The sequence below is a fragment of the Pseudomonas sp. RIT-PI-a genome, assembly GCF_001187875.1.
Lineage (GTDB): Bacteria > Pseudomonadota > Gammaproteobacteria > Pseudomonadales > Pseudomonadaceae > Aquipseudomonas > Aquipseudomonas coleopterorum.
Genome location: NZ_LGIR01000015.1, coordinates 19,169 through 37,900, shown reverse-complemented (window position 1 = coordinate 37,900; position 18,732 = coordinate 19,169). Strand labels below are relative to the sequence as shown.

Annotated in this window: 30 protein-coding genes; 1 reads left to right on the top strand and 29 read right to left on the bottom strand. The window is 57.1% G+C overall.

What is annotated here, in order from left to right:
- The first annotated feature begins 158 nt into the window (after positions 1–158).
- Complete coding sequence (gene uvrA, locus AC788_RS11690; RefSeq protein WP_049860779.1) at positions 159–2,993, top strand: excinuclease ABC subunit UvrA; 2,835 nt, start codon at positions 159–161, stop codon at positions 2,991–2,993.
- A 138-nt stretch (positions 2,994–3,131) separates the two neighbouring features.
- Here uvrA and bfr read toward each other — a convergent pair whose 3' ends face one another.
- The 29 genes from bfr to rplC form a co-directional block, all read right to left on the bottom strand.
- Positions 3,132–3,596 carry a bacterioferritin gene (bfr, locus tag AC788_RS11685; protein ID WP_049860778.1) on the bottom strand — a complete coding sequence of 155 codons (465 nt, stop codon included), beginning with the start codon at positions 3,594–3,596 and terminating at the stop codon, positions 3,132–3,134.
- Positions 3,597–3,750: 154 nt separating this feature from the next.
- Entirely contained in the window at positions 3,751–5,199 is a 1,449-nt protein-coding gene (locus tag AC788_RS11680; protein WP_049860777.1) for a catalase, read from the bottom strand.
- A 182-nt stretch (positions 5,200–5,381) separates the two neighbouring features.
- Positions 5,382–5,768: a 50S ribosomal protein L17 gene (gene rplQ / locus AC788_RS11675; RefSeq protein ID WP_043192543.1), complete on the bottom strand. Its 387-nt coding sequence runs from the start codon at positions 5,766–5,768 to the stop codon at positions 5,382–5,384.
- A gap of 42 nt (positions 5,769–5,810) precedes the next feature.
- Positions 5,811–6,812, bottom strand: a complete 1,002-nt coding sequence (locus tag AC788_RS11670; RefSeq protein ID WP_007924176.1) for a DNA-directed RNA polymerase subunit alpha — start codon at positions 6,810–6,812, stop codon at positions 5,811–5,813.
- A gap of 22 nt (positions 6,813–6,834) precedes the next feature.
- Positions 6,835–7,455: a 30S ribosomal protein S4 gene (rpsD, locus tag AC788_RS11665; protein WP_043192542.1), complete on the bottom strand. Its 621-nt coding sequence runs from the start codon at positions 7,453–7,455 to the stop codon at positions 6,835–6,837.
- Positions 7,456–7,473: 18 nt separating this feature from the next.
- Complete coding sequence (rpsK, locus tag AC788_RS11660) at positions 7,474–7,863, bottom strand: 30S ribosomal protein S11 (RefSeq protein WP_002555466.1); 390 nt, start codon at positions 7,861–7,863, stop codon at positions 7,474–7,476.
- A gap of 30 nt (positions 7,864–7,893) precedes the next feature.
- The gene (gene rpsM, locus AC788_RS11655; RefSeq protein ID WP_008374135.1) at positions 7,894–8,250 is read right to left on the bottom strand and encodes a 30S ribosomal protein S13; all 357 of its coding nucleotides are present in this window, start codon (positions 8,248–8,250) and stop codon (positions 7,894–7,896) included.
- A 129-nt stretch (positions 8,251–8,379) separates the two neighbouring features.
- Positions 8,380–8,496, bottom strand: a complete 117-nt coding sequence (gene rpmJ / locus AC788_RS21365) for a 50S ribosomal protein L36 (protein ID WP_002555468.1) — start codon at positions 8,494–8,496, stop codon at positions 8,380–8,382.
- A 28-nt stretch (positions 8,497–8,524) separates the two neighbouring features.
- Positions 8,525–9,856 (bottom strand): preprotein translocase subunit SecY, encoded by a 1,332-nt coding sequence (gene secY, locus AC788_RS11650; protein WP_043192540.1) that lies wholly within the window; start codon positions 9,854–9,856, stop codon positions 8,525–8,527.
- The gene (rplO, locus tag AC788_RS11645; protein WP_049860776.1) at positions 9,857–10,291 is read right to left on the bottom strand and encodes a 50S ribosomal protein L15; all 435 of its coding nucleotides are present in this window, start codon (positions 10,289–10,291) and stop codon (positions 9,857–9,859) included.
- A gap of 3 nt (positions 10,292–10,294) precedes the next feature.
- Positions 10,295–10,471, bottom strand: a complete 177-nt coding sequence (rpmD, locus tag AC788_RS11640; protein WP_003176408.1) for a 50S ribosomal protein L30 — start codon at positions 10,469–10,471, stop codon at positions 10,295–10,297.
- A gap of 2 nt (positions 10,472–10,473) precedes the next feature.
- Positions 10,474–10,974: a 30S ribosomal protein S5 gene (gene rpsE, locus AC788_RS11635; protein WP_043192537.1), complete on the bottom strand. Its 501-nt coding sequence runs from the start codon at positions 10,972–10,974 to the stop codon at positions 10,474–10,476.
- A 3-nt stretch (positions 10,975–10,977) separates the two neighbouring features.
- Positions 10,978–11,328: a 50S ribosomal protein L18 gene (gene rplR / locus AC788_RS11630; RefSeq protein WP_043192536.1), complete on the bottom strand. Its 351-nt coding sequence runs from the start codon at positions 11,326–11,328 to the stop codon at positions 10,978–10,980.
- A gap of 10 nt (positions 11,329–11,338) precedes the next feature.
- Positions 11,339–11,872, bottom strand: a complete 534-nt coding sequence (rplF, locus tag AC788_RS11625) for a 50S ribosomal protein L6 (RefSeq protein ID WP_043192535.1) — start codon at positions 11,870–11,872, stop codon at positions 11,339–11,341.
- 12 nt (positions 11,873–11,884) lie between these two features.
- Positions 11,885–12,277, bottom strand: coding sequence for a 30S ribosomal protein S8 (rpsH, locus tag AC788_RS11620; RefSeq protein WP_043192534.1), 393 nt, complete (start codon positions 12,275–12,277; stop codon positions 11,885–11,887).
- Positions 12,278–12,489: 212 nt separating this feature from the next.
- The gene (gene rpsN, locus AC788_RS11615; protein ID WP_049860775.1) at positions 12,490–12,795 is read right to left on the bottom strand and encodes a 30S ribosomal protein S14; all 306 of its coding nucleotides are present in this window, start codon (positions 12,793–12,795) and stop codon (positions 12,490–12,492) included.
- A 13-nt stretch (positions 12,796–12,808) separates the two neighbouring features.
- On the bottom strand, positions 12,809–13,348 hold the full coding sequence (gene rplE / locus AC788_RS11610) for a 50S ribosomal protein L5 (protein ID WP_049860774.1): 540 nt from the start codon (positions 13,346–13,348) through the stop codon (positions 12,809–12,811).
- 20 nt (positions 13,349–13,368) lie between these two features.
- A complete protein-coding gene (gene rplX / locus AC788_RS11605; protein WP_049860773.1) occupies positions 13,369–13,683 on the bottom strand; it encodes a 50S ribosomal protein L24 in 315 nt (104 codons plus the stop codon).
- An 11-nt stretch (positions 13,684–13,694) separates the two neighbouring features.
- Entirely contained in the window at positions 13,695–14,063 is a 369-nt protein-coding gene (rplN, locus tag AC788_RS11600) for a 50S ribosomal protein L14 (protein WP_003243907.1), read from the bottom strand.
- A gap of 23 nt (positions 14,064–14,086) precedes the next feature.
- The gene (rpsQ, locus tag AC788_RS11595; protein ID WP_043192528.1) at positions 14,087–14,353 is read right to left on the bottom strand and encodes a 30S ribosomal protein S17; all 267 of its coding nucleotides are present in this window, start codon (positions 14,351–14,353) and stop codon (positions 14,087–14,089) included.
- Between the two features lie 2 nt (positions 14,354–14,355).
- Positions 14,356–14,547 (bottom strand): 50S ribosomal protein L29, encoded by a 192-nt coding sequence (gene rpmC, locus AC788_RS11590; protein ID WP_002555481.1) that lies wholly within the window; start codon positions 14,545–14,547, stop codon positions 14,356–14,358.
- The gene (gene rplP / locus AC788_RS11585) at positions 14,547–14,960 is read right to left on the bottom strand and encodes a 50S ribosomal protein L16 (RefSeq protein WP_003176421.1); all 414 of its coding nucleotides are present in this window, start codon (positions 14,958–14,960) and stop codon (positions 14,547–14,549) included. The genes rpmC and rplP overlap by 1 nt, the downstream gene beginning before the upstream one ends.
- Positions 14,961–14,972: 12 nt before the next feature.
- A complete protein-coding gene (rpsC, locus tag AC788_RS11580; protein ID WP_003176422.1) occupies positions 14,973–15,659 on the bottom strand; it encodes a 30S ribosomal protein S3 in 687 nt (228 codons plus the stop codon).
- A gap of 13 nt (positions 15,660–15,672) precedes the next feature.
- Positions 15,673–16,005 carry a 50S ribosomal protein L22 gene (gene rplV / locus AC788_RS11575; RefSeq protein WP_003103908.1) on the bottom strand — a complete coding sequence of 111 codons (333 nt, stop codon included), beginning with the start codon at positions 16,003–16,005 and terminating at the stop codon, positions 15,673–15,675.
- An 11-nt stretch (positions 16,006–16,016) separates the two neighbouring features.
- A complete protein-coding gene (rpsS, locus tag AC788_RS11570) occupies positions 16,017–16,292 on the bottom strand; it encodes a 30S ribosomal protein S19 (protein WP_002555486.1) in 276 nt (91 codons plus the stop codon).
- Positions 16,293–16,308: 16 nt separating this feature from the next.
- Positions 16,309–17,133, bottom strand: coding sequence for a 50S ribosomal protein L2 (gene rplB, locus AC788_RS11565; RefSeq protein WP_043192523.1), 825 nt, complete (start codon positions 17,131–17,133; stop codon positions 16,309–16,311).
- Positions 17,134–17,147: 14 nt separating this feature from the next.
- The gene (rplW, locus tag AC788_RS11560; protein ID WP_002555488.1) at positions 17,148–17,447 is read right to left on the bottom strand and encodes a 50S ribosomal protein L23; all 300 of its coding nucleotides are present in this window, start codon (positions 17,445–17,447) and stop codon (positions 17,148–17,150) included.
- Positions 17,444–18,046, bottom strand: coding sequence for a 50S ribosomal protein L4 (gene rplD / locus AC788_RS11555; protein WP_043192522.1), 603 nt, complete (start codon positions 18,044–18,046; stop codon positions 17,444–17,446). The genes rplW and rplD overlap by 4 nt, the downstream gene beginning before the upstream one ends.
- Positions 18,047–18,058: 12 nt before the next feature.
- On the bottom strand, positions 18,059–18,694 hold the full coding sequence (gene rplC / locus AC788_RS11550) for a 50S ribosomal protein L3 (RefSeq protein WP_043192521.1): 636 nt from the start codon (positions 18,692–18,694) through the stop codon (positions 18,059–18,061).
- Positions 18,695–18,732 lie beyond the last annotated feature (38 nt).

Genomic DNA, 18,732 nt, shown 5'->3' with positions numbered 1-18,732 from the left:
CCTCGTGTGAACCGGTGACGATTCTACCAGTCCCACCCATTAACGGCACAGATGGCGACGCTATGACGCGCCTTCTTCATCTTTGCGCGCACGCACCGTGCGGTGCCATTGACAAGCCCCGTATACTCACCTGTTTACGCCCGCCGCGCGAGGCCGCCTTGGACAAGATTCTGGTACGTGGGGCTCGAACCCACAATTTGAAAAACATCGACCTGACCCTGCCCCGTGACAAACTGATCGTCATCACCGGGCTGTCGGGTTCAGGCAAATCCTCCCTGGCTTTCGACACCCTCTACGCCGAAGGCCAACGCCGCTACGTCGAATCGCTGTCGGCCTATGCCCGGCAGTTCCTGTCGATGATGGAAAAGCCCGACGTCGACACCATCGAAGGTCTGTCGCCGGCCATTTCCATCGAACAGAAGTCGACGTCGCACAACCCCCGCTCCACCGTCGGCACCATCACCGAGATCTACGACTACCTACGCCTGCTCTACGCCCGCGTAGGGACGCCGCGCTGCCCGGATCACGACATCCCGCTGGAAGCCCAGACCGTCAGCCAGATGGTCGACCTGGTCCTGGCCCAGCCCGAAGGCGCGCGGCTGATGCTGCTGGCCCCGGTCATCCGTGAGCGCAAAGGCGAACACTTGGCCATTTTCGAAGAGCTGCGCGCCCAGGGCTTCGTCCGCGCACGCATCAACGGCAAGCTCTACGAGATGGACGAACTGCCCAAGCTCGACAAGCAGAAGAAGCACACCATCGAAGTCGTCGTGGACCGCTTCAAGGTCCGTTCCGACTTGCAGCAACGCCTGGCCGAATCCTTCGAGACGGCCCTGAAGCTGGCCGATGGCATCGCCCTGGTCGCCTCGATGGATGACGACGCGTTCGAAGAGATCATCTTCTCCGCACGTTTCGCCTGCCCGATCTGCGGACATGCGATCAGCGAGCTGGAACCCAAGCTGTTCTCCTTCAACAACCCGGCCGGTGCCTGCCCGACCTGCGATGGCCTGGGTGTGAAGCAGTTCTTCGACAACAAGCGCCTGGTAAACGGCGAGCTGACCCTGGCCGAGGGCGCGATCCGCGGCTGGGACAGGCGCAACGTCTATTACTTCCAGATGCTCGGCTCGCTTGCCAGCCACTACCAGTTCAGCCTGGACGTGCCGTTCAATGAACTGCCTGCCGATCAGCAGAAAGTCATCCTCACCGGCAGCGGCACCCATAATGTCGACTTCCGCTACCTGAATGACCGGGGCGATATCGTCAAGCGCTCGCACCCCTTCGAGGGCATCGTGCCCAACCTCGAGCGTCGCTACCGCGAAACCGAATCGGCCAGCGTGCGTGAGGAACTCGCCAAATTCCTCAGCACCCAGCCATGCCCAGACTGCCGCGGCACTCGCCTGCGCCGCGAGGCACGTCACGTATGGGTGGGCGAAAAAACCCTGCCTGCCGTCACGGGTCTGCCGATCGGCGATGCCACGGATTATTTCGGCAGCCTCAGTCTGACCGGTCGCAAGGGTGAAATCGCCGACAAGATCCTCAAGGAAATCCGCGAGCGCCTGCAGTTCCTCGTCAACGTAGGCCTGGACTACCTGACCCTGGACCGCAGCGCCGACACCCTGTCCGGCGGCGAGGCCCAGCGCATCCGCCTGGCCAGCCAGATCGGCGCGGGCCTGGTGGGCGTCATGTACATCCTCGACGAGCCATCCATTGGTCTGCACCAACGCGACAACGACCGCCTGCTGGGTACCCTCAAGCACCTGCGCGACATCGGTAATACCGTCATTGTCGTCGAGCATGACGAAGATGCCATTCGCCTCGCCGACTACGTGGTCGACATCGGCCCCGGCGCCGGCGTCCACGGTGGCCACATCGTCGCCCAGGGTACCGCACAGGAGGTCATGGACCATCCTGACTCACTGACTGGCAAGTACCTGTCCGGCCGCGTGAAGATCGCCGTACCTGCCAAGCGCACACCACGCAACAAGAAGCTTGCCCTGACCCTGAAGGGCGCCCGCGGCAACAACCTGCGCAACGTCGATCTGGAGATCCCGATCGGCCTGCTCACCTGCGTGACCGGCGTGTCAGGCTCGGGCAAGTCGACGCTGATCAACAACACTCTGTTCCCCCTCAGTGCAACTGCCCTGAACGGCGCAACCACGCTGGAAGCGTCTGCACACGACAGCATCAATGGCCTGCAGCACCTGGACAAGGTCGTGGACATCGATCAAAGCCCGATCGGACGTACGCCACGCTCCAACCCGGCCACCTACACCGGGCTGTTCACGCCGATCCGTGAACTGTTCGCCGGGGTTCCTGAGTCGCGTTCACGCGGCTATGGCCCGGGCCGATTCTCCTTCAACGTCAAGGGCGGACGCTGCGAAGCCTGCCAGGGCGACGGCTTGATCAAGGTCGAAATGCACTTCCTGCCTGACATCTACGTGCCGTGCGACGTCTGCAAGAGCAAGCGCTACAACCGCGAAACCCTGGAGATCAAGTACAAGGGCAAGAACATCCACGAAACACTCGAGATGACCATCGAGGAAGCTCGTGAATTCTTCGACGCGGTACCGGCGCTTGCCCGCAAATTGCAGACGCTGATGGACGTGGGCCTTTCCTACATCAAGCTGGGCCAGTCGGCGACCACGCTGTCTGGTGGCGAAGCGCAGAGGGTCAAGCTGTCGCGCGAACTGTCCAAGCGCGACACGGGCAAAACCCTCTACATCCTCGACGAACCCACAACAGGCCTGCATTTTGCCGACATCCAGCAATTGCTCGACGTGCTGCATCGTCTGCGCGATCACGGCAACACCGTGGTGGTGATCGAGCACAACCTGGACGTCATCAAGACGGCCGACTGGCTGGTCGACCTGGGTCCGGAAGGCGGATCCAAAGGTGGCCAGATCATCGCCGTCGGCACCCCGGAGCAGGTCGCCGAGATGAAGCAGTCCTATACCGGCCACTACCTCAAGCCCCTGCTGGAACGCGACAAAGCCTGAAAACAAAAAGCCCCGCGCAAGCGGGGCTTTTCTCAACACAATCCCTGTATCAGCAGCGCGACCCCTGTAGCAGCGGCGCAAGCCGCGTCAGCGATCTCTACATTCCACCGGCCGAATCAAACCACAGCCTGCCATCGATCAGAACTGCGACTGCAGATAATTCTCCAGCCCAATCGACTTGATCAGCCCCTGCTGCTTTTCCAACCAATACGTATGGTCTTCCTCGGTATCTGCCAACTGCACGCGCAGAATGTCGCGGGTCACGTAGTCATTGTGCTGTTCGCACAACTCGATCCCCTTGCACAGCGCAGCGCGCACCTTGTATTCCAAACGCAGATCGGCGGCGATCATGCTCGGCACATCGGTCCCGACCTCGAGATCGTCCGGGCGCATGCGCGGCGTGCCTTCGAGCATCAGGATGCGGCGCATCAAGGCGTCGGCATGACCCGCCTCTTCTTCCATTTCGTGATTGATACGCTCGAAGAGCTTGGCGAAGCCCCAGTCCTCGTACATCCGCGAGTGGATGAAATACTGGTCACGGGCAGCCAGCTCGCCAGTGAGCAAAGTATTGAGGTAATCGATTACGTCCGGGTGGCCTTGCATCGCCGTAGATCTCCTAGCAGAAAGGCATAGTTTGAACCAAGGTCGCGGATACGTCACGGCCTGCGGTGCAGAAATACGCTAAAAAGCAGAGAAAAAGTGACGAAATAAAGCGAAAAACCGCCCAAATGAGGGCGGTTCTTTTTATCACTTAGGTTCAGCCGAGCTGGATGCCCAATGCTTTGGCGATGCCATTACCGTAGGCTTCATCCGCATGGTAGAAGTGCTGCAGCTGGCGCTCCACCACGTCCGCGCTCACACCCATCATCGCACCGGCGATGTTGTCGATCAGCAGCGCCTGCTGCTCGGCACTCATCAAACGGAACAGAGCACCAGCCTGGCTGTAGTAGTCCGCGTCCACGCGATGATCGAAGCGATCCGCATCGCCCTGCAAGGCCAAGGCAGGTTCGCGGTACTGAGGCGCTTGCTTGGGCGCATCTGCATAGCTGTTCGGCTCGTAGTTGGGTGCTGCACCGCCATTGCTGCCAAACGCCATGGAGCCGTCTCGCTGGTACGAATGGACCGGGCTGCGCGGCGCGTTCACCGGCAGCTGCTGGTGATTGGTGCCGACGCGATAGCGGTGGGCATCGGCGTAAGCGAACACACGACCTTGCAGCATGCGGTCAGGTGACAGCCCTACACCGGGCACCATGTTGCTCGGGCCAAAGGTCGCTTGCTCGACTTCGGCAAAGTAGTTCAGCGGATTACGGTTCAGTTCCAGCATGCCCACTTCGATCAACGGGAACTCCTTCTGCGACCAGGTCTTGGTCACGTCGAAGGGGTTCTCGTGATGACGGTTCGCCTGGTCCTCGCTCATGATCTGCATGCATACGCGCCACTTGGGGTAATCCCCACGCTCGATCGCATCGAACAGATCGCGCTGAGCGTAATCCGGATCGGTGCCGGCAATACGAGCCGCGTCGGCAGGTGCCAGGTTCTTGATCCCCTGAGCCGTCTTGTAGTGCCACTTGACCCAGTGCCGATCGCCCTTGGCGTTGATCAGGCTGTAAGTATGGCTACCAAAGCCGTGCATGTGACGATAGCCATCAGGAATACCCCGATCCGAGAACAGGATGGTGACCTGATGCAATGACTCAGGCGAATGCGACCAGAAGTCCCACATCATCTGCGCGCTTTTCAGATTGCTCTGAGGCAAGCGTTTCTGTGTGTGGATAAAGTCTGGAAACTTCATCGGATCGCGAATGAAGAACACCGGCGTGTTGTTGCCTACGATGTCCCAGTTGCCTTCCTCGGTGTAGAACTTGAGCGCGAAACCACGCGGGTCGCGCTCGGTATCTGCCGAACCACGCTCGCCACCCACGGTGGAGAACCGCAAGAAGGTTTCGGTCTGCTTGCCTACCGCGCTGAACAGCTTGGCGCTGGAGTATTCAGTGATGTCCCGAGTAACGGTAAAGGTACCGTACGCGCCCGAACCTTTGGCATGCACGCGACGTTCTGGAATGTTCTCGCGGTTGAAGTGCGCGAGTTTTTCAATCAGATGGAAATCGTCCAGCAACAAGGGACCACGAGGTCCCGCCGAGCGGGAATTCTGGTTGTCGGCGACAGGTGCGCCGCTGGCAGTGGTGAGGATCTTGCTCTGGCTCATGGACGATGTTCCTTGGTCTGGCTTGCTGTGTAGGTGCCGACTTGAGCGGCTTGAAGCAAGTATCCAAGAATCCTATCCATAGCACTAATCGGGAAATTATCTTTAGCCGATAGATTTTGGCTAACGAGCAGGCATAAAAAAACCGGGCCAGGGCCCGGTTTTTTCAGAACAGACTTTTCGTCTTATTCGGCAGCTTCAACCGAGCCACCGACAGGACGATCAACCAGCTCGACGTACGCCATAGGTGCGTTATCGCCAGCGCGGAAGCCGCACTTGAGGATACGCAGGTAGCCGCCCTGACGGGTTGCATAGCGCTTGCCCAGATCGTTGAACAGCTTACCAACCATTTCTTTCGAGCGAGTACGGTCGAAAGCGAGACGGCGGTTTGCAACGCTGTCTACCTTGGCCAGAGTGATCAGCGGCTCGGCAACGCGGCGCAGTTCCTTGGCTTTCGGCAGGGTAGTCTTGATCAGCTCGTGCTCGAACAGCGACACCGCCATGTTCTGAAACATGGCCTTGCGGTGCGAGCTGGTACGGCTCAGGTGACGTCCACTTTTACGATGACGCATGGTTCATTCCTTACCAAACACTACGTTCGGTGATTACGACGATCAGGCAGTCGCCTTGTCGTCCTTCTTAAGACTTGCAGGCGGCCAGTTGTCGAGGCGCATGCCGAGGGACAGACCGCGGGAGGCCAGAACGTCCTTGATTTCGGTCAAGGATTTCTTGCCCAGGTTCGGAGTCTTCAACAGTTCTACTTCGGTACGCTGAATCAGGTCGCCGATGTAGTAAATGTTTTCCGCCTTAAGGCAGTTAGCCGAACGTACAGTCAGTTCCAGATCGTCAACCGGGCGAAGCAGGATCGGATCGATCTCGTCTTCTTGCTCGATTACCACAGGCTCGCTGTCACCTTTGAGATCGACGAACGCAGCCAACTGCTGTTGCAGGATGGTTGCGGCGCGGCGGATGGCCTCTTCAGGATCCAGGGTACCGTTGGTTTCCAGATCAATAACCAGCTTGTCCAGGTTGGTGCGCTGCTCGACACGGGCGTTTTCCACCACGTATGCGATACGACGTACCGGGCTGAACGAAGAGTCGAGCTGCAAGCGACCAATGCTGCGGCTTTCGTCTTCATCGCTTTGACGCGAGTCGGCCGGTTCATAACCACGACCACGAGCTACGACGAGCTTCATGTTCAGGGCGCCGTTAGACGCCAGGTTAGCGATTACGTGATCGGGATTAACGATCTCGACATCATGATCCAGCTGAATATCGGCAGCGGTAACCACCCCCGAACCCTTTTTCGACAAGGTCAGCGTAACTTCGTCACGACCGTGCAGCTTGATAGCCAGGCCTTTCAGGTTCAACAGGATTTCAATGACGTCTTCCTGTACACCTTCGATGGCGCTGTACTCGTGGAGTACACCGTCAATCTCGGCCTCGACTACTGCGCAGCCGGGCATTGAGGACAACAGGATGCGTCGCAGCGCGTTGCCCAGGGTATGGCCGAAACCACGCTCGAGAGGCTCGAGAGTGATTTTGGCGCGGGTTGGACTGACGACCTGCACATCAATGTGGCGGGGCGTCAGGAACTCATTTACCGAAATCTGCATGGATGCACCTATTTTCTAGCCCTTACTTGGAGTAGAGCTCGACAATCAGGCTTTCGTTGATGTCGGCGGACAGATCACTGCGAGCAGGAACGTTCTTGAAAACGCCCGACTTCTTCTCAGTGTCTACTTCTACCCATTCTACGCGGCCACGTTGGGCACACAGATCGAGAGCTTGGACAATGCGAAGCTGGTTTTTTGCTTTCTCGCGAATCGCGACCACGTCACCAGCACGAACCTGGTAGGACGGAACGTTAACGGTCTTGCCGTTGACGCTGACGGACTTGTGCGATACCAACTGACGGGATTCGGCACGAGTCGAGCCGAAGCCCATACGGTATACAACGTTGTCCAGACGGCATTCGAGCAGTTGCAGCAAGTTCTCACCGGTTGCGCCTTTCTTGCCGGCAGCTTCCTTGTAGTAACCGCTGAACTGACGCTCGAGAACGCCATAGATACGACGGACTTTCTGCTTTTCACGCAGCTGGGTGCCGTAGTCGGACTGGCGGCCACGGCGCTGACCGTGGATACCTGGGGCTGCTTCGATATTGCACTTCGATTCCAGGGCGCGAACGCCGCTTTTCAGGAACAGGTCAGTGCCTTCACGACGAGCCAGTTTGCATTTTGGACCAATGTAACGAGCCATTATCTATCGTCTCCTGAATTACACGCGGCGCTTCTTCGGCGGACGGCACCCGTTATGCGGGATTGGCGTCACGTCGGTGATGCTGGCGATCTTATAGCCACAGCCGTTCAATGCACGGACAGCGGACTCACGACCTGGACCTGGACCCTTGACGTTGACGTCGAGGTTCTTCAGGCCATATTCCAGCGCAGCTTGACCAGCACGCTCAGCAGCCACCTGGGCAGCGAACGGGGTGGACTTGCGAGAACCGCGGAAACCCGAACCGCCGGAAGTAGCCCAGGACAGGGCGTTACCTTGACGATCGGTAATGGTCACGATGGTGTTGTTGAAAGACGCGTGGATGTGGGCGATGCCATCAACCACTGTCTTTTTGACTTTCTTACGAGGACGAGCAGCAGGTTTTGCCATGACTAGATTCCTGTCGATTCGCTGGTGCGATTACTTGCGGATCGGCTTACGCGGACCTTTACGGGTACGCGCGTTGGTCTTGGTACGCTGACCGCGTACTGGCAGACCACGACGATGACGAAGACCGCGGTAGCAGCCCAGATCCATCAAGCGCTTGATTTTCATGTTGATTTCGCGGCGCAGATCACCTTCGGTGGTGAACTTCGCCACTTCGCCACGCAGCTGTTCAATCTGCTCGTCGCTCAGATCCTTGATCTTTGCGGCTGGGTTGACCCCAGTGTCTGCACAGATTTTCTGTGCAGTAGTGCGACCAACACCATAGATGTAGGTCAGCGAGATAACAGTGTGCTTGTTATCTGGAATGTTGACGCCTGCAATACGGGCCATTCAGTGGGACTCCAATTGACAGCTACCTACGCCCCGGAAGCCAAGAAATAGGGCGCGAGATAATATCGCTGTAATAACAAATAATCAACCCGGCAGCGCACTAGCTGCCGGGCTTGTAGCACATCACAGTCAGCCTTGGCGCTGTTTGTGACGCGGCTCTGCGCTGCAAATGACTCGAACGACGCCTTCGCGACGAATGATTTTGCAGTTACGGCACAGCTTTTTCACCGATGCACGAACTTTCATTGCCAACTCCTCGAACCTTAAGGGACTGTCAGCGCAGCAGACCGCTGCCACCGTAGCCTTTCAGGTTGGCTTTCTTCATCAGGGATTCGTACTGGTGCGAAACGAGGTGCGATTGTACTTGGGACATAAAGTCCATCACAACCACTACCACAATCAGCAACGAGGTCCCGCCAAGGTAGAACGGAACGTTTGCAGCCACCACCAGAAACTGTGGAAGCAAGCAGACGCACATCATGTACAGGGCACCGAACATGGTCAAACGAGTCAGAACGCCATCAATGTAGCGCGCCGACTGTTCGCCTGGACGAATACCCGGAATAAAGGCACCGGACTTCTTCAGGTTTTCCGCTACGTCTTTCGGATTGAACATCAACGCCGTATAGAAGAAGCAGAAGAAAATGATCCCTGCACTAAACAGCAGAATGTTCAACGGCTGACCAGGAGCGATCGACTGCGAGACGTCCTGCAACCAGCCCATACCTTCGGACTGACCGAACCAGGAGCCCAGCGAAGCCGGGAACAGCAAGATGCTGCTCGCGAAAATGGCAGGAATCACACCGGCCATGTTCACTTTCAGCGGCAAGTGGCTCGTCTGCGCAGCGAAGACCTTGCGGCCCTGCTGACGCTTGGCATAGTGAACGGCGATTCGCCGCTGACCACGCTCGATGAACACCACGAAACCGATAATCGCCACCGCCAGCAGACCGATTGCAACCAGCGCGAAGATGTTGATGTCGCCCTGACGTGCAGACTCGAAAGACTGCCCAATCGCTCTCGGAAGACCAGCAACGATACCCGCGAAGATCAACATCGAGATACCGTTACCCACACCACGCTCAGTAATCTGCTCACCCAGCCACATCATGAACATGGCGCCCGCCACGAACGTGGAGACCGCCACGAAGTAGAAGCTGAAGCTTGCAGTGAACGCCACACCCTGGTTGGCCAGGCCGATCGACATGCCGATCGCCTGCACCAAGGCCAGGATGACGGTGCCATAGCGGGTGTACTGGCTGATCTTGCGACGGCCAGCTTCACCTTCCTTCTTCAACTGCTCCAGCTGCGGGCTCACGGCGGTCATCAGCTGCATGATGATCGATGCCGAAATGTACGGCATGATCCCCAGTGCAAAGATGCTCATCCGTTCCAGCGCGCCGCCGGAAAACATGTTGAACAAGCTAAGAATGGTCCCCTCATTCTGTCGAAACAGGTCTGCGAGTCGGTCCGGGTTGATACCTGGAACCGGGATGTGTGCGCCAATTCTGTAGACGATGATCGCCAGGAACAGAAAACGCAGACGAGCCCAGAGTTCAGACATACCGCCCTTGCCTAGCGCTGAGAGAGCACCTTGCTTAGCCATTTATTCCTCGAACTTGCCGCCAGCTGCTTCGATAGCCGCACGCGCACCTTTGGTGGCGGCGATACCCTGGATGGTTACAGCGCGAGTCACTTCGCCCGACAGCATGATTTTCACACGCTGAACGTTCTGGTTGATCACGTTGGCATCCTTCAGGGACTGCACGGAGACGATGTCGCCTTCCACTTTGGCCAGCTCGGACAGACGCACTTCTGCGCGGTCCATGGCTTTCAGGGAAACGAAACCGAACTTCGGCAGGCGACGATGCAGCGGCTGTTGACCGCCTTCAAAGCCTGGAGCGATGGTGCCACCGGAGCGGGAGGTCTGACCTTTGTGGCCGCGGCCACCGGTCTTGCCCAAACCACTACCGATACCACGACCCGGACGGTGCTTTTCGCGACGCGAACCGGGAGCTGGACTCAGATCATTGAGTTTCATCGATTAACCCTCTACGCGAAGCATGTAGTAGGCCTTGTTGATCATCCCGCGATTCTCGGGAGTATCCTGGACTTCTACAGTGTGACCGATGCGACGCAGACCCAGACCCTTAACGCACAGTTTGTGGTTAGGGATACGGCCGGTCATGCTTTTGATCAGCGTAACTTTTACGGTAGCCATGATCAGATGATCTCCTCAACGTTCAGACCGCGCTTGGCGGCGATGGACGACGGGGACTGCATGGCTTTCAGACCCTTGAACGTAGCGTGAACCACGTTGACGGGGTTGGTAGAGCCGTAGCACTTGGCCAGAACGTTCTGAACACCAGCGACTTCGAGAACGGCACGCATTGCGCCGCCAGCGATGATACCGGTACCTTCCGAAGCAGGCTGCATGTACACCTTCGAAGCGCCGTGGGCGGACTTCATGGCGTACTGCAAGGTGGTCCCGTTCAGGTCCACTTGAATCATGTTGCGACGAGCTGCTTCCATAGCTTTCTGGATGGCAGCAGGCACTTCACGAGACTTGCCACGGCCGAAGCCAACACGGCCCTTGCCATCACCTACCACGGTCAACGCGGTGAAGGTGAAGATACGGCCGCCTTTGACGGTCTTGGCAACGCGGTTAACTTGAACCAGCTTCTCGATGTAGCCTTCGTCGCGCTTTTGGTCGTTATTTGACATAACTTAGAACTCCAGCCCAGCTTCACGAGCGCCATCGGCCAGCGCTTTGACGCGACCGTGGTACTTGAAGCCAGAGCGGTCGAAAGCCACCTGCGAGACGCCAGCGGCCTTAGCACGCGAAGCGACCAGCTGGCCAACCTTAGTGGCCGCGTCAATGTTGCCAGTGGCACCATCACGCAATTCTTTGTCCAAAGTCGAGGCACTTGCCAGGACCTTGCTGCCGTCGGCCGAGATGACCTGGGCATAGATGTGCTGCGAAGAGCGGAACACGCAGAGACGCACGACTTCGAGTTCGTGCATTTTCAGGCGTGCTTTGCGAGCGCGACGCAGTCGAGTAACTTTTTTGTCGGTCATTTGCTATGCCCTACTTCTTCTTGGCTTCTTTACGGCGGACGACTTCGTCTGCGTAACGTACACCTTTGCCTTTGTAAGGCTCTGGCGGACGGAAATCGCGGATTTCAGCGGCCACTTGACCCACCAGCTGCTTGTCGATGCCCTTGATCAGGATATCGGTCTGGCTAGGAGTCTCAGCGGTGATGCCTTGCGGCAACTCGTAATCCACCGGATGAGAGAAGCCCAGCGACAGGTTCAGCACTGTGCCTTTTGCTTGTGCCTTGTAGCCAACACCGACCAGCTGGAGCTTGCGCTCGAAGCCTTGGCTTACGCCCTGGACCATGTTGTTGACCAAAGCGCGAGTGGTACCGGCCATTGCACGGGTCTGCTGATCGCCATTCTTGGCAGCGAAACGCAGTTCGCCAGCCTCTTCAACGATTTCAACCGACGAGTGAACGTTCAGTTCCAGAGTGCCCTTGGCACCCTTCACCGAAAGCTGTTGGCCGGCGAATTTGACTTCGACACCAGCTGGCAGCTTAACGGGGTTCTTAGCGACGCGAGACATGCTTATCCCCCCTTAGAACACTGTGCAAAGTACTTCGCCGCCGACACCGGCAGCGCGCGCAGCACGATCCGTCATCACACCTTTGTTGGTGGAGACGATGGATACGCCGAGACCGCCACGAACTTTTGGCAGATCTTCAACGGATTTGTACTGACGCAGGCCTGGACGACTTACGCGCTTGACTTCCTCGATGACCGGACGGCCTTCGAAGTATTTCAGCTCGATGGAAAGCGACGGTTTTGCTTCGCTGCTTACCTGAAAACCCGCGATGTAACCTTCGTCCTTCAGAACTTTGGCCACAGCTACCTTCAACGTGGAAGATGGCATGCTTACGACGGACTTTTCAGCCATCTGGGCATTACGGATTCGAGTTAGCATGTCCGCTAACGGGTCCTGCATACTCATGGGCTAGACGCTCCTGATACAAAAATAATTAGCCTTGCGGCTACAACGTCGCCGAGCGTGTGATCCGGTCCAAAAACCCGGACTCAGGCGAGCCGGCAATTCTAGACGTACGCCAGAAATGAATCAAGCCCCATAAGGGGCTTGATTCAATCGCCATGACACCGGCGGTCGGTTGATTGCTCAATTTTCCGCCGGCACCAGGCCGGTCCGACTTACCAGCTGGCTTTTACCAGACCTGGTACGTCACCGCGCATGGCGGCCTGGCGCAGCATGTTACGGCCCAGGCCGAACTTGCGGTATACGCCATGTGGACGACCAGTCAGGCGGCAGCGGTTACGCATGCGCGAGGCGCTTGCGTCACGTGGCTGCTTCTGCAGAGCTACGGAAGCATTCCAGCGTTCTTCTTCACTTGCGTTCAGATCGACGATGATAGCTTTCAGCTCAGCACGCTTCTTGGCGTATTTAGCTACCGTCAGCTGACGCTTCAGCTCACGGTTCTTCATGCTCTTCTTGGCCATTTTCCTACTCCAATCAGTTGCGGAACGGGAAGTTGAAAGCACGCAGCAAGGCGCGACCTTCTTCATCCGAACGAGCAGTGGTGGTCAGGGTAATGTCCAGACCGCGCAGAGCATCGATCTTGTCGTAATCGATTTCCGGGAAAATGATCTGCTCTTTCACGCCCATGCTGTAGTTGCCACGACCATCGAAGGACTTGGCATTCAGGCCGCGGAAGTCGCGTACCCGAGGCAGGGAGATCGCCAGCAGGCGGTCCAGGAATTCGTACATCTTTTCGCGACGCAAGGTCACCTTGACACCGATCGGCCAGCCTTCACGGACTTTGAAGCCCGCGATGGATTTACGAGCGAAGGTCACAACGGCTTTCTGGCCGGTGATCTTCTCGATGTCGGCTACAGCGTGCTCGATGACTTTCTTGTCGCCGATCGCTTCGCCCAGACCCATGTTCAGGGTGATCTTGGTAACGCGCGGAACTTCCATCACGTTCGCCAGCTTAAGTTCTTCCTTAAGCTTGGGAGCGATTTCCTTCCGGTAAATCTCTTTCAGTCGTGCCATGGTCTTCTACCTAGCAGTGTTCAAGCATCAACCGCTTTTTGGGTCGACTTGAAGACACGAATTTTTTTGCCTTCTTCTACTTTGAAACCAACGCGGTCAGCCTTGTTGGTTTCGCCGTTGAAAATGGCGACGTTGGAAGCGTGCAGAGGCGCTTCTTTCTCGACGATACCGCCCTGTACGCCCGACATCGGGTTAGGCTTGGTATGACGCTTCACCAGGTTGACCCCACCAACGACCAGACGGTCGTCAGCGAGAACCTTGAGCACCTTACCGCGCTTGCCTTTGTCTTTGCCGGCGATCACGATGATCTCGTCGTCACGACGAATCTTTTGCATGTCGGATCTCCTTACAGCACTTCTGGGGCGAGCGAGACGATCTTCATGAACTTCTCAGAACGAAGTTCACGGGTCACTGGCCCAAAGATACGGGTGCCGATTGGCTCTTGCTTGTTGTTCAACAGAACAGCAGCGTTGCCATCGAAGCGGATGATGGAGCCGTCAGCACGACGAACGCCGTGGCGAGTGCGGACTACAACAGCAGTCATCACTTGACCCTTCTTCACCTTGCCACGAGGAATTGCTTCCTTCACGGTCACCTTGATGATGTCGCCGATGCCAGCGTACCGGCGGTGCGAGCCGCCCAGTACCTTGATGCACATGACGCGACGAGCGCCGCTGTTATCGGCCACATCGAGCATGGATTGAGTCTGAATCATAGAATTTCTCCGACCCCTAGCCCTTAGACTTCAACAGCGCGTTCGAGAACGTCAACCAGTGCCCAGGACTTGGTCTTGGCCAGCGGACGGGTTTCACGAATAGTGACCTTGTCGCCGATCTTGCACTGGTTGGTTTCGTCGTGAGCGTGCAGCTTAGTCGAACGCTTAACGTATTTACCGTAGATCGGGTGCTTTACGCGACGCTCGATCAATACGGTGATGGTTTTGTCCATCTTGTCGCTGACCACACGGCCAGTCAGCGTACGGACGGTTTTTTCGGCTTCAGCCATGATCACTTACCTGCCTGCTGGTTGAGCACAGTTTTCACGCGAGCGATGTCGCGCTTCACTTGCGAGAGCAGGTGAGACTGCCCCAACTGGCCAGTTGCTTTCTGCATGCGCAGATTGAACTGGTCGCGCAGCAAGCCGAGCAGTTGCTCGTTCAGTTGCTGTGCTGATTTTTCACGAAGTTCATTCGCTTTCATCACATCACCGTCCGCTTAACAAAGGAGGTGGCGAGAGGCAGCTTTGCAGCCGCCAAGGCGAAAGCCTCACGCGCCAGCTCTTCGGAAACACCCTCGATTTCATACAGGACTTTGCCTGGCTGAATCTGGGCAACCCAATATTCCACGTTACCCTTACCTTTACCCATACGAACTTCGAGGGGCTTTTTGGAGATAGGCTTGTCCGGGAATACACGGATCCAAATCTTGCCGCCACGTTTTACGTGACGGGTCAGTGCACGACGCGCTGACTCGATCTGACGAGCGGTGAGACGACCACGAGCTACAGACTTCAGCGCGAACTCGCCGAAGCTGACTTTGCTACCGCGCTGAGCCAGACCACGGTTGTGGCCAGTCATCTGCTTGCGGAACTTCGTACGCTTAGGTTGCAACATTTGGCGTACCCCTTACTTAGCAGCTTTTTTACGAGGCGCAGGTGCTTGTGGTTTCAGTTCTTCTTGGCGACCACCGATTACTTCGCCTTTGAAAATCCAAACCTTCACACCGATCACACCGTAGGTGGTGTGAGCTTCGTAGTTGGCATAGTCGATGTCGGCACGCAGGGTGTGCAATGGCACACGACCTTCGCGATACCATTCAGTACGTGCGATTTCAGCACCGCCGAGACGACCGCTCACTTGGATCTTGATGCCTTTGGCACCAATGCGCATGGCGTTCTGTACGGCGCGCTTCATGGCGCGACGGAACATCACACGACGCTCCAGCTGCTGAGCTACGCTCTGCGCAACCAGCATACCGTCGAGCTCCGGCTTGCGGATCTCTTCGATATTGATGTGCACAGGCACACCCATTTGCTTGGTCAGGTCCTGACGCAGCTTCTCAACGTCCTCACCTTTCTTCCCGATAACGATACCAGGACGAGCGGTGTGAATGGTGATGCGTGCAGTTTGGGCCGGACGATGGATATCGATACGGCTTACGGACGCGCTTTTTAGTTTGTCTTGGAGATACTCACGCACCTTCAGATCTGCGAACAAGTAGTCCGCATAAGTCCGACCGTCTGCGTACCAGACGGAGGTGTGCTCCTTGACGATTCCCAGGCGAATGCCAATGGGATGTACTTTCTGACCCATCTGATCGACTCCGTTACTTGTCAGCAACCTTGACAGTGATATGGCAAGACCGCTTGACGATGCGATCAGCCCGGCCTTTGGCACGAGGCATGATGCGCTTCAGCGAACGCCCTTCGTTGACGAAAACGGTGCTGACCTTCAGGTCATCAACGTCTGCGCCTTCGTTGTGCTCGGCGTTGGCTACGGCCGACTCCAGCACTTTCTTCATGATTTCCGCGGCTTTTTTACTGCTAAAAGCCAGCAGGTTGAGCGCTTCGCCCACCTTCTTCCCGCGGATCTGGTCGGCGACCAAGCGGGCTTTCTGGGCGGAGATTCGAGCGCCCGACAACTTAGCGGCTACTTCCATTTCCTTACCCCTTAACGCTTGGCTTTCTTGTCAGCCACGTGCCCGCGATATGTACGGGTACCGGCGAACTCGCCCAGTTTGTGGCCGACCATGTCTTCGTTCACGAGAACGGGGACGTGCTGACGACCGTTGTGTACTGCGATGGTCAGACCGACCATTTGTGGCAGGATCATCGAACGACGCGACCAGGTCTTAACTGGTTTGCGATCGTTCTTTTCCGCCGCCACTTCGATCTTCTTCAGTAGGTGAAGATCAATAAAAGGACCTTTTTTCAGAGAACGTGGCACTGTCGTATCCCTCTATTTACTTGCGACGACGGACGATCATTTTGTCGGTACGCTTATTACCACGAGTCTTCGCGCCCTTAGTCGGGAAGCCCCATGGCGATACCGGATGACGACCACCGGAGGTACGACCTTCACCACCACCATGTGGGTGGTCAACCGGGTTCATGGCAACGCCACGAACGGTTGGGCGAACGCCACGCCAGCGTTTGGCACCGGCTTTACCCAGCGAGCGCAGGCTGTGCTCGGAGTTCGAAACCTCACCCAGCGTTGCACGGCACTCGGACAGCACTTTGCGCATTTCGCCCGAACGCAGGCGCAGGGTCACATAGACACCTTCACGAGCGATCAGCTGAGCCGAAGCACCAGCAGAGCGAGCGATCTGAGCACCTTTACCCGGCTTCAGTTCGATGCCGTGGATGGTGCTACCAACCGGGATGTTGCGCAGCTGCAGCGAGTTGCCTGGCTTGATTGGTGCCAGAGCACCTGCAATCAGCTGGTCGCCAGCGCTCACGCCTTTCGGTGCGAGGATGTAGCGACGCTCGCCGTCTGCGTACAGAACCAGAGCGATGTGAGCAGTACGGTTAGGATCGTATTCGATACGCTCGACAGTGGCGGTGATGCCATCTTTGTCGTTGCGACGGAAGTCGATCATGCGGTAATGCTGCTTGTGACCACCACCGATGTGACGGGTGGTAATACGGCCATTGTTGTTACGACCACCAGACTTCGATTTTTTCTCGAGCAGCGGTGCGTGAGGAGCGCCTTTATGCAGCTCCTGGTTGACCACCTTGACCACGAAACGGCGGCCAGGGGAAGTCGGTTTGCATTTAACGATTGCCATGATGCACCCCTTCCTTACTCAGCACTGCTGCTGAAATCGAGATCTTGGCCTGGCTGAAGGGAGATAACTGCCTTCTTCCAGTCATTACGCTTGCCCAGACCGCGAGCAGTGCGCTTGCTTTTACCCAGTACGTTCAGGGTAGTAACACGCTCTACTTTCACGCTGAACAGGCTTTCGACGGCCTTCTTGATTTCCAGCTTGGTTGCGTCGGTAGCAACCTTGAAAACGAACTGACCTTTCTTGTCTGCCAGAACCGTAGCCTTCTCGGAAACGTGCGGGCCAAGCAGAACTTTAAATACGCGTTCCTGGTTCATCCCAGCAGCTCCTCGAATTTCTTCACGGCCGACACGGTGATCAACACCTTGTCGTATGCGATCAGACTAACTGGGTCGGAACCTTGAACGTCACGTACATCGACGTGCGGAAGGTTGCGAGCAGCCAGGTACAGGTTCTCGTCGACGGAGTCCGATACGATCAGAACGTCGGTGAGGCCCATGCCATTCAGCTTGCCCAGCAGGTCTTTGGTTTTCGGTGCTTCGACAGCGAAGTCCTGAACCACGACCAGACGATCGGTACGCACCAGCTCAGCAAGGATGGAGCGCAGTGCTGCGCGATACATCTTCTTGTTCAGCTTCTGGGTGTGATCCTGAGGACGAGCTGCGAAAGTGGTACCACCGCCACGCCAGATTGGGCTACGGATAGTACCGGCACGCGCGCGGCCAGTACCCTTTTGACGCCAAGGGCGCTTACCGCCACCACGAACGTCGGAACGGGTCTTCTGCTGCTTGCTGCCCTGACGACCGCCAGCCATGTAGGCCACGACTGCCTGGTGCACCAGTGTCTCGTTGAACTCGCCGCCGAAAGTCAGTTCGGAAACTTCGATCGCCTGAGCGTCATTTACATTTAATTGCATTTTCGCTTCCCCTTAACCGCGAGCCTTGGCTGCCGGACGCACAACCAGGTTGCCGCCGGTTGCGCCAGGAACAGCACCCTTGACGAGCAGCAGATTGCGTTCAGCGTCGACGCGCACAACTTCCAGGGACTGCACGGTCACGCGCTCAGCGCCCATATGACCGGACATTTTTTTGCCCTTGAATACACGGCCAGGAGTCTGGCACTGGCCGATGGAGCCAGGGACGCGGTGGGAAACGGAGTTACCGTGGGTGTTGTCTTGACCGCGGAAGTTCCAACGCTTGATGGTACCGGCAAAGCCTTTACCTTTGGACTGACCGGTAACGTCTACCAGTTGGCCCGCTGCGAAGAGTTCAGCATTGATCAAGTCGCCAGCCTGGTACTCGCCTTCTGCAAGGCGGAATTCCCAGACGCCACGACCGGCAGCAACGTTCGCCTTGGCGAAGTGACCTGCCTGAGCAGCAGTCACGCGCGAAGCACGACGCTCGCCTACAGTGACTTGCACTGCACGATAGCCATCAGTTTCTTCAGTTTTGAACTGGGTGACGCGATTCGGCTCGATCTCAATGACCGTGACCGGAATGGAGACACCTTCTTCGGTGAAAATACGGGTCATACCGCATTTACGACCGACTACACCAATAGTCATGTTGTAAACCTCATGAGTGTACGGGGCTTTCACCCGCT